17 protein-coding genes are annotated in these 16,473 nt (G+C 76.1%); 4 read left to right on the forward strand and 13 right to left on the reverse strand.

What is annotated here, in order from left to right:
• Positions 1-20 precede the first annotated feature (20 nt).
• Positions 21-965, forward strand: coding sequence for a glycosyl hydrolase (locus EMA09_RS17845; RefSeq protein WP_129842021.1), 945 nt, complete (start codon positions 21-23; stop codon positions 963-965).
• 16 nt (positions 966-981) lie between these two features.
• Here the strand turns inward: EMA09_RS17845 and EMA09_RS17850 are convergent, their stop codons facing one another.
• Positions 982-2,877, reverse strand: a complete 1,896-nt coding sequence (locus tag EMA09_RS17850) for a hypothetical protein (RefSeq protein WP_240796451.1) — start codon at positions 2,875-2,877, stop codon at positions 982-984.
• Positions 2,878-3,049: 172 nt separating this feature from the next.
• Between EMA09_RS17850 and EMA09_RS17855 the strand changes: the two genes are divergently transcribed.
• Complete coding sequence (locus tag EMA09_RS17855; protein ID WP_129842022.1) at positions 3,050-4,051, forward strand: helix-turn-helix transcriptional regulator; 1,002 nt, start codon at positions 3,050-3,052, stop codon at positions 4,049-4,051.
• 5 nt (positions 4,052-4,056) lie between these two features.
• Here EMA09_RS17855 and EMA09_RS17860 read toward each other — a convergent pair whose 3' ends face one another.
• From EMA09_RS17860 to EMA09_RS17895, 8 genes are all read right to left on the reverse strand, one after another.
• On the reverse strand, positions 4,057-5,508 hold the full coding sequence (locus EMA09_RS17860) for an NAD(P)/FAD-dependent oxidoreductase (protein WP_240796452.1): 1,452 nt from the start codon (positions 5,506-5,508) through the stop codon (positions 4,057-4,059).
• A 141-nt stretch (positions 5,509-5,649) separates the two neighbouring features.
• Positions 5,650-7,320, reverse strand: a complete 1,671-nt coding sequence (locus EMA09_RS17865; RefSeq protein ID WP_240796685.1) for an ABC transporter ATP-binding protein — start codon at positions 7,318-7,320, stop codon at positions 5,650-5,652.
• Positions 7,321-7,402: 82 nt separating this feature from the next.
• The gene (locus tag EMA09_RS17870) at positions 7,403-8,221 is read right to left on the reverse strand and encodes a class I SAM-dependent methyltransferase (RefSeq protein ID WP_129842024.1); all 819 of its coding nucleotides are present in this window, start codon (positions 8,219-8,221) and stop codon (positions 7,403-7,405) included.
• Positions 8,222-8,235: 14 nt separating this feature from the next.
• Positions 8,236-8,820, reverse strand: coding sequence for a hypothetical protein (locus EMA09_RS17875; protein ID WP_129842025.1), 585 nt, complete (start codon positions 8,818-8,820; stop codon positions 8,236-8,238).
• Between the two features lie 5 nt (positions 8,821-8,825).
• Positions 8,826-10,709, reverse strand: a complete 1,884-nt coding sequence (locus EMA09_RS17880) for an alpha/beta fold hydrolase (RefSeq protein ID WP_240796453.1) — start codon at positions 10,707-10,709, stop codon at positions 8,826-8,828.
• 86 nt (positions 10,710-10,795) lie between these two features.
• On the reverse strand, positions 10,796-10,996 hold the full coding sequence (locus tag EMA09_RS17885) for a hypothetical protein (protein WP_129842026.1): 201 nt from the start codon (positions 10,994-10,996) through the stop codon (positions 10,796-10,798).
• A 38-nt stretch (positions 10,997-11,034) separates the two neighbouring features.
• Positions 11,035-11,229 (reverse strand): hypothetical protein, encoded by a 195-nt coding sequence (locus tag EMA09_RS17890; protein WP_129842027.1) that lies wholly within the window; start codon positions 11,227-11,229, stop codon positions 11,035-11,037.
• 18 nt (positions 11,230-11,247) lie between these two features.
• Entirely contained in the window at positions 11,248-11,436 is a 189-nt protein-coding gene (locus EMA09_RS17895; protein WP_129842028.1) for a hypothetical protein, read from the reverse strand.
• Between the two features lie 215 nt (positions 11,437-11,651).
• On the opposite strand from EMA09_RS17895, the gene EMA09_RS17900 reads away from it, so the two are divergent.
• Complete coding sequence (locus EMA09_RS17900; RefSeq protein ID WP_129842029.1) at positions 11,652-12,086, forward strand: MarR family transcriptional regulator; 435 nt, start codon at positions 11,652-11,654, stop codon at positions 12,084-12,086.
• A gap of 34 nt (positions 12,087-12,120) precedes the next feature.
• Here the strand turns inward: EMA09_RS17900 and EMA09_RS17905 are convergent, their stop codons facing one another.
• Genes EMA09_RS17905 through EMA09_RS17920 form a run of 4 tightly spaced genes read right to left on the reverse strand, consistent with a single transcriptional unit; the run spans position 12,121 to position 15,648 of the window.
• Complete coding sequence (locus EMA09_RS17905) at positions 12,121-13,296, reverse strand: ABC transporter permease (RefSeq protein ID WP_129844106.1); 1,176 nt, start codon at positions 13,294-13,296, stop codon at positions 12,121-12,123.
• 50 nt (positions 13,297-13,346) lie between these two features.
• Positions 13,347-14,024: an ABC transporter ATP-binding protein gene (locus EMA09_RS17910; RefSeq protein ID WP_129842030.1), complete on the reverse strand. Its 678-nt coding sequence runs from the start codon at positions 14,022-14,024 to the stop codon at positions 13,347-13,349.
• Positions 14,021-15,091 carry a peptidoglycan-binding protein gene (locus EMA09_RS17915; RefSeq protein ID WP_129842031.1) on the reverse strand — a complete coding sequence of 357 codons (1,071 nt, stop codon included), beginning with the start codon at positions 15,089-15,091 and terminating at the stop codon, positions 14,021-14,023. The genes EMA09_RS17910 and EMA09_RS17915 overlap by 4 nt, the downstream gene beginning before the upstream one ends.
• Positions 15,088-15,648: a hypothetical protein gene (locus EMA09_RS17920; RefSeq protein ID WP_129842032.1), complete on the reverse strand. Its 561-nt coding sequence runs from the start codon at positions 15,646-15,648 to the stop codon at positions 15,088-15,090. Before EMA09_RS17920 ends, EMA09_RS17915 begins: the two co-directional genes overlap by 4 nt.
• A 162-nt stretch (positions 15,649-15,810) precedes the next feature.
• On the opposite strand from EMA09_RS17920, the gene EMA09_RS17925 reads away from it, so the two are divergent.
• Entirely contained in the window at positions 15,811-16,467 is a 657-nt protein-coding gene (locus EMA09_RS17925; RefSeq protein ID WP_129842033.1) for a response regulator transcription factor, read from the forward strand.
• Positions 16,468-16,473 lie beyond the last annotated feature (6 nt).

Consider the following 16,473-nt stretch of genomic DNA (forward strand, 5'->3'; position numbering starts at 1 on the left):
CCCTCCGTTACCGTGAGCGGATGCCGAACACCTGTGTCACACCCGACGCCACCCAGGCCGCCCAGGCCCTGCTCGACCTCCTCCACCGCGTCACCGGCCGGACCACCCTCTCCGGCATGCACAACCAGCCCGTCCACGGCTCCGCCTGGACCGAGCGCGTCACCCGCATCACCGGCCTCGCCCCCGCCGTCTGGGGCCAGGAGATCGGCTTCTCCGCCCCCGGCACCCTGGACGGCACCGACCGCCGCGAGGCCAACGCCGACGAGGCCATCGCCCGCGCCCGCGACGGCGCGGTCATCACCTACACCTGGCACGCCGTCTGCCCGCCGGACGACGAACCCGTCCCGTTCCGCGGCGGCATCATCCGCGACCTGTCCACCGGGGAGTTCGACGCGATCCTCGAACCCGGCTCCCCCCTCCACACCCGCTGGTGCGCCCAGGTCGACGCCGCCGCGGCGGTCCTGCGCCGCCTCGCCGACGCCGACGTGCCCGTCCTGTGGCGCCCCTACCACGAGATGAACGGCGACTGGTTCTGGTGGTGCGGCCGCCCCGACCACCTGAAGGCCCTGTGGCGGCAGCTCTTCGACCGCCTCGTCCACCACCACGGCCTGCGCAACCTCGTCTGGGTGTGGAGCCCCAACGCCGCCTACGACAGCGCCGGCCCGTTCGCCCCCTACTACCCGGGCCACGACGTGGTCGACGTCCTCGCCATGGACACCTACGGCGGCCACTACGAGCGCGAGCACTACGACGCCCTGCGCGCCCTCGCCGACGGCCGCCCCATCGGCCTCGGCGAGATCGGCGACCTGCCCCCGGCCGGCGTCCTCGCCGACCAGCCCGACTGGACCTGGTTCATGGCCTGGCCCGACGTCCTGACGGACCGCAACACGGACGCCGCGATACGCGCCCTGTGGACCGACCCGCGCGTCACGACGCTCGACACCCTCCCCACCTGGCGCTCCTGAACGCCCGCCGCGTCCCTCAGTCCGGAGCGTGAAGCCGCTCGGCGAGCACCGTCAGCCCGTGGCGGAGCCGCCGGAAGTACGTCGCACGGCTGAGGTGGAGCTGCCCGGCGAGCTGCTGGTGCGTGCGGGGCGGCCCGAAGTAGTAGCGACTGAGGATCAGCCCGGCCTCGGCGTCCACCGGGTCCTCGCTGCCGGCGAGCGCGCGGACCGCCTCGGCGAGCCAGTCACGCAACGCGCGCGCCGTCGGCGTACGCCCCGCGCGCAGCAGCGGACTGTCCGCGAGCCGCAGCGGATCCCGGACGTGCGCGAGGGCCTCGGCGATCTCCCCGGCCGGCGACGGCCCGCCCGGCCCGCCGGCGGACGGGGGAACGGCCGGGGCCAGCCGCGTCAGCCAGTGCGTCAGGTCGTCACCGCCGAAGTCGTGGCTGAAGACGAGGGGCCGCCGGCCGCACCGGTAGACGTCGTCCCGCGTCGCGCCGTGCGCCCGGAAGCGGAGGCCGTGCAGCAGCCGCTGGTACTCGGGCGACGGCGTCGAGACGAGCAGCCGCGCCGATCCCGTCATCGTCTGGCGCAGGATGTAGCGCAGGAGGAGGGCGTGCAGGGCCGGGTCGGGGCAGTACGCGGCCCCCAGGAACAGCAGGCCGCCCGGCTCGTCCCGCGGCCCGGCCACCAGCCGCTCCGTGTGCTGCTGCAGCAGGGGTTCGACGCCGCCGACCGTGCGCCCGTCCACGTTCGGCAGCCACGCCAGGCCGGTGAGCCTCCCCCGGCCGTCCCTGACGAGCCGGAAACCGGACACGTCCGCCCGTAACCAGCGCTCCACGAGGCGGTCCGTACGGCCCGCGTCGAGCCCGCCGTGGTCCGCCCACCGCCGCATCAGCCGGCCGATGGCGTCCGCGTCGCCCGGTACGGCGGCGCTGACGGCCGCGACCGGCCGCGCCGGCGGGAACAGGGTGGCGCGCAGCTCCGGCACCCCGGACAGGAGGATGCCCTGGAGCGCCAGTTCCTCCCGGTCACGCGCGTCCGCCGTACGGGCGAGCTGATCCGCGCGGTACGTGAGCGCCCGCCGCCGCGCGGCACGGTGGGGGCCGGGACGGCGCCACTGGTGCGCCAGCTCGACGAGGTTGCGGAACGGCTCGTCGAGCGCCAGCCCGAGGGGGCCGCGCGTCACGACGCTCAGGGCCGCGAGCGCGTCGAACGCCCCGGCGCCGCCCCGCAGCAGGACCTCGTCGCCGGCACCCACGGTCGCCAGCAGGAAGAACGACCGGTGCCAGTGCCGGCCGGCCGCCTCGCGCGCCAGCCGGTGCAGGACCTCGCCCACGACCCGGTCCGCGACCGCCCCCGGCGCCCGGTGCGGGGCACCGGCGCGCAGCGCGCGGCACACGGCGGTGGCGAGCAGCGGGTTGCCCCCGGAGAGACCGGTCGCCAGCCGCCGGGCGCGCGGGTCGTCGAGCCGCGCCACCGCGGGCAGCCGCGCGATCCGGCCGTCCGGCCACGGCGGTACGGTCACGGTCGCCGTCTCCGCGCCGGCGTCCGCTTCCGCCCACACCGGATCGGCGGCCAGCGGCCGCCGGCTCACCAGCAGGACGGGCCGCCGGGGCCGGTGCGCCGGGGCGGCCAGGAACGCGACGGCGGCCGGCGCCCCCGGGCCGTCCACCCCGTCGATCACCAGGGGCCGTTCGTCCGCGCCGGGCGCGCCGCGCAGCGCCCCTTCCGCGCCGGGCCGCGCCAGGTCCACGACGACGGCGCCGGGGACGCGCGCGGCCAGCCACGACTTGCCGGAGCCGAGCGGCCCCGTGAGGTTCACCAGCGCCCGTCCCGCCAGGGCGGCACGCAGGACGGCGGGCATGTCGTCGTCCGGCGCGCCGTCCCCGGCGCGGGGGCGTGCCATCGGTGCGTGCGGCCTGGCTCCCATCGGATGCGCTCCCTCGCGGACGGCTGGGCCGGGCGGAGCATCACCGTAGCCGCCGCGCCCGGCCGGCGACAGGGGTCCGCAGCGGCGGCACGGCCCGCGGGTCTGAGACTCGCGTGAGACTCCGCGGCCCCGCCCCGCCGCTACGTTGGGAGGTCCGGCGAGGGGAGGATCAATGGACCAGCACGCCATGGCCGTCCTCGGTCTGTCGGACACGGAGGAGGCCGCCTACCGCCACTTCCTGCGCAACCCCCGCACCCCACCGGCCGACCTGCACGTCCTGCTGCGCTGCGACCGCCGCACGGCGGACCTCGCGCTCACGCGGCTGCGGCGCCTGCGGCTGCTGCTCGGGGACGACGCGGCCGTGTGGGCGGCCGACCCCGAGGTGGCCGTGCCCCGCCTCGCGGAGGAGCGCCTGGACGAACTCCACGGTCAGATGCGCCGCCTGACGCGCTACCGCCCGATCATCCGCTCCCTGGCCGGCGACCGGCCGCCCGCCGCACCGGACGGCGGCGCGGCGGCCGACGGCGTCGAACGCATCGAGGACCTGCGACAGGTGCGCAACCGCATCGACGACCTGGCGTTCTTCGCCCACGACGAGGTGCTGTCCGCCGAGCCGTACGACGCCCTGAGCCCGGAGAACATCGCGCACGCCCGCGCCCTCGACATGCGCTGCCTGCGGCGCGGCGTCCGTATCAGGAACATCGTCCGCACGGCCGCGCTCGGCGACCCGCCGACCCTCGCGTACCTGACGGAACTGCGCGCCGCCGGGGCGCGCGTCAGGGCGGCGGACGCGTTCTCCGAGCTGATCCTCGTCTACGACCGGCGCACGGCGCTGGTCCCCATCGACCCCCGCGACACCTCGCGCGGAGCGCTGTGCGCCCGGGAGAGCGGCCTCGTGGGCAACATCGTCACGCTGTTCGAACGGCTGTGGGAGGCGGCGGACGACCTCGACACCCTCGTCGCGCCCGGCGCCGGGCCGGAACCGGAGCTGACGCGGACGCAGCGTCTCGTCCTGTCCCGCATGTGCGCGGTCAGCAAGGACGAGAGCGGCGCGCGGCAGATCGGTGTGTCGCTGCGCACGTACCGGCGGCACATCGCCGACCTCCTCCAACTGCTCGGCGCGGACAACCGCGCGCAGGCGGCGCTCCTCGCGCGCGAGCGCGGCTGGATCTGACGGGCTCAGCCGCCGCCCAGCGCGGGCAGCGGGAGGCCGAACTCCCGGCGCAGCGCCGACCGCGCGGCCAGCAGCCCGCACATGCCGTGCACGCCGGGGCCGGGCGGTGTGGCGGCCGAGCAGAGGTAGACGCCGGGCAGCGGAGTGCGGTACGGGTCCCAGCGGGGTACGGGGCGCAGCAGGCTCTGCCGCAGCGTGACGGCGCCCGTCCCGATGTCGCCCGCCACGTAGTTCGGGTTGTAGCGGGCGTAGTCGGCCCCCGACATGCCGCGCGCGGCGATCACCGTGTCGCGGAACCCGGGCGCGTACCGCTCGATGACGCCGGTGATCAGCGGTACGGGGTCCCGTTCGTCACCGGGCGGCAGGTGCGCGTACGCCCAGACGGGGCGCCGGCCGGGCCGCGCGCGCCCGGGGTCGGTGACGGCCGGGTCGACCACCAGGACGAACGGCGTCCCGTCGGCGCCGCCCCGCGCGTTCGCCGTCTCCTGGCGGTGCACGGCCGCCGCGCTGCCGCCGAGATGGACGGTGCCGGCCCGCCCGACCTCCGGGTCGGTCCAGGGGATCGGCGCGGACACCAGGAAGTCGGCCTTCCCCGCCGCCGGGCCGTAGCGGTAGCGGGCCAGCGGGCGCGCGTAGCGCCGGGGCAGGCGGTCCCCGGCGAGGGCGAGGAGCGCGGTGGGGGAGACGTCCAGGAGGACCGCCCGGACGGGGCCGAGTTCCCGCAGGTCGGTGACGCGGTGCCCGGTGTGCAGCGTCCCGCCGTGGGCCGTGATGTCGTCGGCCAGGGCACGGGCGATCCGGTGGCTGCCGCCGCGCGGCAGCGGCCACCCGGTGGTGTGCGCGAGGTGGGCCATCAGCAGGCCGATGGCGGCGCCGGGCAGCGACGGCAGGGGGCCGACGGCGTGCGCCGCCGCGCCGGCCAGCAGCGCGGGCGCCTGTTCCCCGCGGAAGGCCGAACGCGTGAGGCGGGTCCCGTGCCGCAGGACGCGCGGGGCGAGCGCGGGCGCCGCGCGCAGTCCGGCGGGCCGCCGCATGCCCGAGAGCAGCAGGGCGGTGACGTCCTCGGTACGGGTGACGAGCGGTTCCAGCAGACGCCGCCAGCGCGGGCCGTCGGCGCCGAGCCCCTCGCACGTGGCGTCCAGGCTCCGCCACGCCAGCGCGGGCGGCGCGCCCGGGAGCGGGTGGGCGTACGCGAGCGGGGCGTGCAGCAGCTCCACGCCCCGCCCGGCGAGGCCGAACGCGCGGAAGAACGGCGACGCGGCGGCCATCGGGTGCACCGCCGCGCACACGTCGTGGTGCACGTCGCTCGCGAACAGCGGCGCGCCGCGCAGGCCGCCGCCGATGGTGTCGGCGGCCTCGTGCACGGCGACCCGCAGGCCCGCCCTGGCGAGGGTGACGGCGGCGGCCAGGCCGTTGGGGCCGCTGCCGACGACGGCCGCGTCCACGGTGTTCGGCACGGGTGTGGCTCCATTCTCGTCGCGGTCGTCGGGTCCTGGCCGGTCACTGCCAGCCGTTGGCCTCGCGGCCGGCCGGGTGCGCGGTCGTGGATGTCATGTCGCCTCCCTCCTCGGGTCGTCGCCCGTCGGTCGCGTCCCCGCTCAGCGGGCGCCCGCGGGCAGGGCCGCGCCCGCGAGGTGCGCCGAGGCGAACCTGCGGTAGAGCGAGTCACGCGCCATCAGATCGTCGTGCCGGCCCGTCGCCCGCACCCTGCCGTCCTCCAGCACGATGACGCTGTCCGCGCCGGCGACGGTCGAGAAGCGGTGCGCGATGGCCACGACGGCGCAGCGGCCGGCGATGCGCCGCAGGGTGCCGCGCAGGGCGGCCTCGGCGTCCGCGTCGAGCTGGGACGTCGCCTCGTCCAGCAGGATGACGTCCGGCCGCTGCAGCAGGGCGCGGGCGATGCACAGGCGCTGGCGCTGCCCGCCCGACAGGCCGACGCCCTGGTCGCCGAGCGGCGTGTCGAGGCCCTGCGGCAGTCGTGCCACGACGTCGGCGAGCCCGGCCAGTTCGACCGCCTCGGCCAGCTCGGCCTCGGTGGCGTCCGGCGCCGCGTAGGCGATGTTCTCCCGCAGCGTGCCGCGCATGGCGGGGCTGTCCTGCTGCACGTACCCGACGCGGCCGCGGATCTCCGCGAGCGGCAGGCGGGCGATGTCCCGGCCGTCGAGCCGTACGGTGCCCCGCTCGGGCCGCCAGAACCGTTCGACGAGCTGGAACACGGTCGTCTTGCCGGCGCCCGACGGCCCCACGAGCGCGGTCAGGCCACGGGCCGGGACGGTGAACGACACGCCGTCCAGCACGGTCCGCCCCCCGTACCCGAAGCACACGTCCTCGAACGCGATGGCCGGTCCGGTGCCCCGCCCCGGGGCGTCGTCGCCACGGCCCGCCGCCACCTCCGGTTCCTCCTGTGGCAGCGCGGCCAGCTCGTCCACCCGCTGGATGGCGGCACGGCCCTGCTGGTAGGCGCCGACCCCCATGAAGACGAGGACCAGCGGCGACACCAGGTAGAAGAGGTACATCACGAAGCCGGTGAAGTCGGCGGCCGACAGCGACCCGGTCGCCACCCGCGCCATCCCCGCCCCCATCACGGCGGCGAGCGACGCCTGCAGCCCGACGTTCATCGCGGGCGACAGCAGGGCGTCCAGCGCGCTGACGCGGACGCCGGAGGCGCGGGCGCGGTCCGCGAGACCGGCCAGCCGGCGCTGCTCGCGCCCTTCGGCCCCGGCCGCCTTGACGGTCGTCACGGCGGACAGCACCCGCTGCAGGTCGGCGCCGAACTCGCCCACGTCCTCCCGGTTCACGAGCGCCGCCTTGCGCAGCCCCCTGGCCAGCCACACCGAGCCGCCGCTCGCCGCGCCGAGGCAGCCGACCGTGATGAGGAGCAGCCACACGTCGATCCACGCCATCATGACGACGCCGCCCGCCACGACGAGACCGTTCACGACGACCTGCGCGAGGCTCTGCGACAGCGCGATCTTGACCAGCGAGGTGTCGGAGACCAGCCGCGTCTGGATGTCGCCCTGGCGCCGCGCGTGCAGCGCGGCCAGTTCCGCGCGCAGGACCCGGCCGGTGAGCAGGACCCGGGCGTCGCGGACGATGGCCTCCCCGGCGCGGCCGATGAGGTAGCCCTGCGCGGCGGACAGGGCCGCGTCCAGGACGAACAGCGCCGCCAGCAGCACGACCGCGCCCGCGACCGGATCGCCCCGCCCGGCGGCCTCGATCAGGTCGGCGACGATGGCCGGCTGCGCGAGCGTCGAGACGACACCGGCCACCCCGAGCAGCACCCCGGCCAGCAGCGTCCCGCGCTGGCCGCGCGCCGCGGCCCGTACGGTGCTGCGGACCGGCGCGGGCGCCTCAGCCGCGGTCACGGTCGTCACCGGCGGGACGGGTGTAGCGGCTGACGTACAGGGGGCTGTGTGCCGGGTCGAACGGCGTGCCCGCCCAGTCGGCGTGCCGGGACACCGGGACCAGGCCCGCCGCCGCGGCGTACCCGTCGACCTCGGCCGGCGGGGTGAGCCGGCTCAGCTCGCTGCCGACACGCGTGCCGCCGGGCTCGAACCACAGGTGCGACACGTGCCACAGGCCCCGCTCGGGCAGGAGCGTCGAGTGGCTCTGGAGCCCGGTGTCCGGCTCGGGGTAGGGCGCGAAGTACGAGGTGCGGCGCCTGCCCTCGTGCAGGTCCAGCACGAACGCCGGGTTGTGCGTCTCGACGACGAGGGTCCCGCCGGGCGCGAGCCGTTCGGCGGCACGGGCGACGGCCGCCCGCTGGTCGGCGGGGTCCAGCAGCATGGACAGGGTGGCGCACACGCAGTAGACGAGGCCGTAGCGGGTGCCGTCCGTGTAGGTGCGGATGTCGTCGTGTACCGGTGTGACGGGGACGTCCGCCCGGTCGACGGCGGTGCGCAGCCGTTCCAGCATCTCGGGGGACGAGTCGACGCCGGTGACCGGCCCGGCGAGGCGCGCCAGCGGTACGGCGACGCGGCCGGTGCCGACCCCGAACTCCAGGATCGGGCCGCCCGGGTGCCAGTCGGCCAGGGTGCGGGCGGTCCGTTCGGCGCCCGCGTCGCGCGGGAAGATCCGGTCGTAGAAGCCGGCGAACACCCTGCCGTACCCGATGTCGGGCACCGGGCGGTCGGTGAGCGTGGCGGTGGTGGTGTCGGGTGTGTCGTGCACGGGGTCCCTCGCTCTCAGGAGGCGGCGGGCAGCAGCGGCGTATAGGGGGAGACGAAGACGATCTCGGGCTCCTCGCCGTCGTCGTAGCCGGCGGTGCGCAGCAGCGTGAACTGGAAGCCCTTCACGCCCGGCCGGCCGGCACGTTCGATCTCCGCGCGCAGGAAGCCGCAGAGGATGCGGTACGCCGGGGTCCGCGTGGCCGCGGCGAAGCCCTTGTCGAGGAAGTGCAGGACCTCGGTGCCGAGGTCGAAGACGGCCTTCTCCGGCCGCCGCCCCGGGAACCACACGATCTGGTGCGGCCTGCGCCCGGCGATCACCTCGACCGGCTCCCACGGCGAGGTCTCCCCGGCCGTGTCCAGCGTGCGGTAGTGGAACTGGTAGTCGTGCTGCGCGGGACTGGGCGCGAAGAAGCGCCAGTTCGGCAGCAGCGCGGAGAACGTGTCCAGCCGCGACACACGGCTGAACGCCTGGTTCGGGTGCTGCGCGCACACCGTGCCCAGCAGGGCCAGGCCGGCGGCGACACGCGCGGCGCCCCCGGGGCCGGTGAACTGCCGGGCCAGACGGGCACGCGCGGCGAGCAGCGGACGTACGGCGCTCATCACGGTCACGGCTCCCTCGGCGCTGCGGCGGTACGGACGGACCGCGCGGTCTCGGCCAGGAACTCCCGCAGGTGCCGGACGGCCTCCGCGGCGAGGCGCGGGTCCGTCAGCAGCCCGTCGTGGTCGGCGCCCTCGACGACGACGGTGCGCACGATCCGGCCGGGCGCCCGGTGGGCGTCGGCGATCTCGCGGTGCATGAGGAGCTGTTCCGGGTCGCGGTCCACGGTGTGCTGCGCCGACACGACCAGCGCGTGCGCGTCGACGGGCCGCAGCGCGCCCTCGTGTCCCAGGAACTCGGCCTCCGCCGCCCGCCACTCCCGCAGCGCCGCGCGCCACAGCCGCGCGTCGGCGTACTCCGCCATCGCCCGGCGGCGCAGCGCGGCCGGCAGGTTCTCCAGCCACTCGGGCCGCGCGAGCAGCGCGCCGAGGCCCGCGCGGAGCGAGACGGTGAACGTCCGCAGCGCGGCGCCGACGTGCTCGGCGGTCTCGTGCTGCTGGTGCGAGCGGTTCAGTTCCGCCGGGTGGGAGCTGTCGAGGTAGACGACGGCGTGCAGCCGCCCGCCGAGCCGCGGGGCGGCGCGCCGCGCGATCTCGCCGCCGAGGGAGTGTCCGACGAGGACGACCCGCCGCCCCGCCGGCACGCACGCCGCGACCAGGTCGACGAGGTCGTCGGCCGACTCGCCCAGCGTGTACGCGTGCCGGGCGCGGCGCCGGCTCGGTCCGTACCCGGCGCGGCTGTAGAGCAGCCAGTCCTGGTCGCCGCCCTCGCGCGCGGCCCGGACGTACCAGCCGAAGTGCGCGGGCGTGGCGGCGAGGCCGTGGACGTGCACCAGTACGGGGTCCGTGCGGTCGGGGCGGATCACGCCCTCGTGGGCCAGCTCGTTGCCGTGGCGGGTCGTCACCGTGGCGCCGCCGCGCGTGTCGGTGGCGCGCAGGCGGCGCGCGACGGCCAGCGCGCCGGCGGCGACGGCCCCGGCTGCGGCGAGGGCACCGGTGACGGCCGGGAGCCGGTCGTCCCTGCCGGCGACCGCCGGATGGCTGCGCGGCGCGCTCGTGTAGGCCACCGCCGGGTGCATCGCGGTGAACGACGTCACGAACCTGCCGAGGCCCATCACGAAGCCGTTGGCGACGTGGAACGAAGCGGCGCTCGCCAGTACGGGACGGGCCAGCGCGCCGCCCTTCAGGTAGACGACGGGGAAGAGGCACTCCAGCGCGAGCACCCCGTGCGCGACCGTGCGCGCCGTCCTGGGGTAGCGCTGCGTGAGCTGCCAGGCGTGCCGCTCGCCGTACGTCCTGGTGCGCATGACGCCGCCGAGCGCCGAACCGTTCCGCCAGTCCCGGCCGAGCAGTTTCACCCAGCCCGACACGGCGTAGGACAGGCTGGACTGGACCGCGACGTACCACAGCAGGGCGTCCCGCACCTGGGACGAGGACGACAGGCGGGCCAGCCCGGTCGCGGTCTGCACGAGGCCGGACGCCTGGTCGGAACCGTCCGTGCCGTAGCGGTGCGTGGGATAGAGGAGGGCGCCCGACAGCCCGAGGAACAGGTTCGCGGCCCCACGCACGCGGCTGTTGCCGGGGAGCAGCAGCGCGGCACTGGCAGCGATCCGGCCGTAGTGCAGGGCGCGGGTGGTTCCGGGGCGTGCGGTGAGGTCGAGGACCGTGCGCAGGGGCCGGCTGCGGGCGGCGTACGCCTCCCGGGCGATGGCCCAGTGGTTGAGGCCGCCGGGCCGGGTGTGGCGGCGGTTGGCCAGGTGCTCCAGGCTGCTCACGAGGGAGGTGGCCGCGGCAAGCCGCTCGGAGGCGCCCAGGGCCTGGGAACGGGTGAGGGGGATCGGACCGGACAGCGCGGACAGGCGCGCGCGGGGCGGGACGAGGGGCGGTTTCATGGCGGTCTCCTGGGCGGGACGGCGGTACCGGGCGGACGCGGGGCCGGCCGGCCGCGGTGGTGCGGCGGCCGGCCGGCCTGTCGCGGTCAGGAGGCCGGGCGGAGCGGGCCGCCGGAGCGGCCGGCCTCGAAGGCGTTGAGCATCGCGTAGCCGATGGCGACGCCCGCGAGCACGGCGGGCGTGGACATGATCGGCTTGGCGGCCATGGTGATCCGGCCGTCCGGGTCGTCGACGGCGATGTCCGCCAGCAGGGCGGACCGGTTCAGGTGGGCGGTCTCTCGGGACACGGTGCGTACCTCCGGTGTCTTGGGTCGGGCGGCGCGGCTCAGTTCTCGACCGGCCGGGTGTCGCCGATGGCGGTGGCGAACGCGTAGCCGCCGGCGAAGCCGGCGACGAGGACGATGGCCAGCGTCGGCGTGGCGAGTACGGGCCGCGCGCCGCCGGGGGCTGACCCGGCGGAGTCCTCCCGCAGGTCGGCGACGGAGTCGAGGACGGCGGCGACGGTCGTGGGTGCGGTCATGGCGGGTCCTTCCCCTGGTCAGTTCTCGACGGGCCGCAGCTCGCCGGCGATGCGGCCGGCGGCGTAGGCGATGACGATGGCGCCGGCGGCCCCGACGATCACCGGGGTGGCGGCCACCGGCAGTGCACCCCGGGCGACACGTCCCTCGGCGCACTCGTCGAGCGGCCCTCCGGTGCCGGCGTTCCGGGCGAGGATCTTCTCGGTCACGGAGCACTTCCCTTCCTGCGCGTTGCGGTCTCCGTGGGGGGCTCCCCCCGCTACGGAACGATGCCGACGAGTCCCGCGCGGTCGTAGGGGCCGGGAGCGGCATGACGCTGCAATCCGCCGACAGGAAGCTGCCACCGCCACTTGCGTTAGTCCGACCAACGATCTATCGTCGTGTCCGTCAAGGACGTTGGTCGGACTAATGATTGGACGGCATCATGGACGGCATGCCCTTCGGCTCGCGGCTCATCGGCCAGACCGAGAAGGCCCTCAACGCGATCCTCACCCGGCACCTCGCGGACACCGGCCTCACCGAGGCGCAGTGGGTCACCCTCACGCTGCTCGTGAACGGCGAGCGCACCGGCACCGCCGATGCCTTCACCGCGCACGCCGCCGGCATACGGAAGGTCGCCCCGGACGACGCGCGCGCCCGCCTCGGCGAGCTCACCGCGGCCGGCCATGCGCACGAGACACCGGCCGGCGCGGTGGCGGCGACCGAGCAGGGGAAAGCAGAGTTCGCCCGCGTCCGCGCCGCCACGACGGAGATCACCGGACGCCTGTGGGGCGACTTGTCCGAAGCGGACCTGGCGGCGGCCGGCCGTGTCCTCAACACGGTCCTCGCCCGGGCCGACGACGCCCTGCAGGCCGCCTGACCCCGGCACCGGGACCGGGCGGCCGGCAGGACCGCTACCGCGCGGCCAGCGCCTCCGTCGGCGACAGCCGGGCCGCGCGCAGGGCCGGGTACAGCCCGGCCAGGGCGCCGATGACCAGCGTGGCGGCGAGACCACCGAGCGCGGCGGTCGGCGACACGACGGTCGGGAAGCCCTGCGACAGCGCGTAACCGGCGGTGGCCGCGGTTCCGAGCACCACCCCGCCGGCCGCGCCGAGCGCGGACAGCAGCAGCGACTCCGCGAGGAACTGGGTGCGGATCTGGCCGCGCGTGGCGCCGAGCGAGCGCCGCAGCCCGATCTCACCGCGGCGCTCCAGCACCGAGATCACCATCGTGTTGGCCACCCCGACCCCGCCGACGAGCAGCGCCACCCCGCCGATGCCGAGCAGCAGCCGGGTGAACGCCTCGCCCGCCGCCCGCCGCGCCACCAGGGCGTCGGACGGCCGGGAGACCCGTACCTCCCCGGGCGACTCGGGGTTCGCCGTCGCCCCGAGCACCGCTTGGACGTCCTCGACCGCGTCGTCCGCCGTGCGGGTCCAGATGGTCGTCGGGTGCCCGTCGAAGCCGAGACGCTCCTCGGCCACCGGCCAGCCGACCAGGGCCGCCGTGTCCAGCTCGGGGGCCAGCGGCGCCGGTTCGAGGATGCCGACGACCGTGAACCACTCGCCGCCGACCAGCACCCGGACCCCCGAGGCGGCGTCGGTGATGCCGAGCCGTTCCGCCGCCGTCGCGCCGAGCACCACGGCCGGGTAGCCGGCGGTGGCCTCGTTGAGCCACGTGCCGGCGCGGACCCGGGCACCCGTCGTGGCCGGCAGGCTCACGCGGGCGGCGACGGTGGTGATGCCGCCGGTCTCCGCCTCCGCGATCCGGTCCGTGCGGTACACGGCAGCGTCCGCGACCACGCCGGTGGCGGACACCGACCGCACCGGCCCGACGCGCCCGATCATCTCCTCGGCCGTGTCGGGGAGGACGGCCGTGCCGCCCGTCATCGTGCTGCCGGGGGATACCGTCAGCAGATTCGTGCCGAGCGAGGCCAGGGTCCGGTCCAGATCCGCCCTGGACGACGCCGAGATGCCCACCACCGCGACCATCGCCGCGATGCCGATGGCGATGCCGAGCGCGGAGAGGAACGTGCGCAGCGGTCGCGTCCGCAGCCCGGTCATGCCCGCCACGACGACGTCCCGCGGCCGCATCCCGGCCGGACGCAGAGCGGGGGAGGCGTCCCCGGGCGCCGCGCCGCCGGTCACCGGTCCACCGCCACGGCGGAGTCCGCGACCAGCCGGCCGTCGCGCAGCAGCACCCGCCGGGGCAGCGCGTCGGCGATCTCCCGGTCGTGCGTGATGATCACCACGGTGGCGCCCTCGGCGTTCAGCTCGCGCAGCAGCCGCATCACCCCCGCGCCGGACACCGAGTCCAGGGCGCCGGTCGGCTCGTCCGCGAGCAGCAGCGCGGGGGCGCCCGAGACCGCCCGCGCGATGGCGACACGCTGCCGCTCGCCGCCGGACAGCTCGTGCGGCCGGTGGCCGAGGCGGTGCCCGAGACCGACGCGTTCGAGCGCCGCCGCCGCACGCCGCCGGCGCTCCGCGACCCGGAGCCCGGAGTAGAGCAGCCCGTCGGCCACGTTGTCCACGGCCGCCGTACCGGGGGCGAGGTGGAAGTGCTGGAAGACGAAGCCGATGTGGCGCGCCCGCAGCGCGGAGAGCTGCGCGTCCGGGAGCCGGCCGACCTCGTGTCCCGCGATCCGCAGCCGGCCGGCCGTCAGCCGGTCCAGGGTGCCGAGCACGTGCAGCATGGTCGACTTGCCGGAGCCGGAGGGCCCCACGACGGCGACGAGCTCCCCGGCGTCGACGCTCAGGTTCACGCGGTCGAGCGCGGTGACGCCGCCCGCGTACGTCTTGGTCGCGTCGGTCAGTTCGATCACGCCGGCATCCCCACCGTCATGCCCTCGGTGATGCCGTCGCCGGAGATCTCCACCCGGCCGTCACTGAACAGGCCGGCATCGACGGGCACGTAGCGTGTCGTCTCCCCCTCGACCACCTCGACGCCGAACCCGCCGTCGGCCAGCGCCAGCAGCGCGGCCACCGGCACGGTGAGCACGTCCTCGCGCTCGCCCGCGGTGAACTCGACGTGGACGGCCGCGCGGGCCCAGTCGGCCGCCGCCTCCTGGGCCTCGTCGCCGTCCAGCCCGACCACGGCCTCGATCACCGTACGCATGTCCTGGCCGTCCTCACCGGCCCTGATCTCCATGGTGACGGCCGTGACGGTCCCCGGCTGCACGCTGTCGTCCGGCAGCCGGACACCGACCTCGACGCCCTCCGCTACCAGGCGCTGGTCCGACACGTCCAGCTCGACGGTGACGGCCCGTCCGGTACCGGTGACGGCCAGCACCGCCGCGTCGGGCGTCACCGGGTCGCCCGTGGCCGCCTCCAGGCTGTCCACCCGCACCGGCCCGGACAGGAAGGCCACCCGGCCCAGCTCCAGCGTGCCGGTCAGGGGCAGCCCGAGGTCCTCCTGCCACTCCCGTACGGCGACGGCCGTCGCGTCGGTGAACTCGTCGTCCACCGTGAAGCCGGTGTAGCCGAGTTCGTCGAGGTTCTCCTCCAGTTGCGCCACGTCGGGACCCGTCGTGCCCACCGCGAGGTCCCGGTAGGCGGGCGTGCCGCCGTACAGCAGGACCACCGGCCGTCCGTCCACCTCGAAGAGCGCCTCACCGCGGCCGATCTCCGCGTCGGCCGCCGGGAGCGCCGTGACCGTGCCGGCCAGCCGGCTGCCGACCGTCGTGGCCGGGCCGTGGCCGAGGAGGCCGTCCGCGGTGGTCACGTCGACCAGGGTCTGCCGGGTCACCTCGGCGGTCTCGGACGGCAGCGCGTCGGCCGCCGCCTCCGTGCCGCCGCCCCGGGCGCGGTCCAGGGCGAGGAAGACGCCGCCGGCGGCCACCAGGACGGCCGTGGCGAGGGCGATGCGGCGCCCGGCCCGTGCGCGCGTCACGCGTTCCCCCCGGAGGGTCCGACCTCGTCGCTGCGCTGGGCGCCGTCCGGCAGAAGCCGCTGGCACGCCTCGTCGGCCGCCGCGTAGTCCGGATCGGACATGACGGCGCCGTCGAGCGAGATCCCGCCGGACTGCGGGTCGGGGAAGTCGTCCACGCCGTTCTCCCGCATGCATTCCGCGAACTGCAGCATGTACTCCTGTGCCTCCGGCGGCGGTTCCTCGCCCGCCGGCCCGCTCACCGCCGGGTCGTACTCCCGGCACGCCTCCGTGGCCGCGTCCACGGTGCCCTGGTCGAGTCCCAGCGCGTCCGCGTCCACGTCGAGGCCGCCTCCGGGCTGCGGGTCCTCCACCTCGACCCCGTGTTCCCGCAGGCATTCCGCGAACCTCTGGGCCATCTCGTCCGGGTCCAGGTCCTCGGTCTCCGCCGAGCCGCCGCCCGTGCCACCGTTCTCGGCCGACGCCACCTCGACGCCGCTCCCGCCGCTGTCACAGCCCGTCAGGGCCAGTGCCCAGATCAGGGGCAGCACCGCCAGCGCCCCACGCCGTCCTGCGCGCATCGTCAGGTCTCCTTGTCCGTTCCGCTGCGCCCTGCTGGACGCCGCGGGACCGACGAAACCCGGCGGGGGGCTTCCACAGGGTTTCCATACGCGACGGAAACACCGGCCCGGCAACAATGTCCGCGACGGAACGCCACGCGGGAGAGAGACGGGGACACGGGGATGCGGGTGCTGGTGGTGGAGGACGATCCCCTGCTCGCGACGACGATCGCCCGCTGGCTGCGGCGCGAGGCACACGCCGTCGACATCGCCCACGACGGCGCCTCGGCCCTGGAGCGCGCCACGGTCAACGACTACGACGTGCTCGTCCTGGACCGCGACCTGCCCGTGGTGCACGGCGACGACGTCTGCCGGCGGCTCGTCGCCACCGGCGGCACCGCCCGCGTGCTCATGCTCACGGCCGCCGCCGAGGTCACCGACCGCGTGGCGGGCCTCGGCCTGGGCGCGGACGACTACCTCACCAAGCCGTTCGCCTTCCCCGAGCTCGCCGCCCGCATCGTCGCCCTGGGCCGCCGTACGCGCCCCGCCGTCCCGCCGGTGCTGCGCCGGGCCGGCATCACCCTGGACCAGGCGCGCCGCGAGGTGTTCCGCGACAGGCGCTACATACCGCTGTCGCGCAAGGAGTTCGCGGTCCTCGCCGAACTGATGCGCGCGGAGGGCGCCGCCGTGTCCACCGAACACCTGCTGGAGAAGGCATGGGACGAGCACGCCGACCCGTTCACCAGGGCCGTACGGCTCGCCGTCCTGAAGCTCCGCCGCAAACTGGGCGACCCGCCCGTGATCGAGACGGTGATCGGCGTCGGGTACCGCATCCCGTGAGGGGGC

It is taken from the genome of Streptomyces sp. RFCAC02 (genome assembly GCF_004193175.1).
GTDB lineage: Bacteria > Actinomycetota > Actinomycetes > Streptomycetales > Streptomycetaceae > Streptomyces.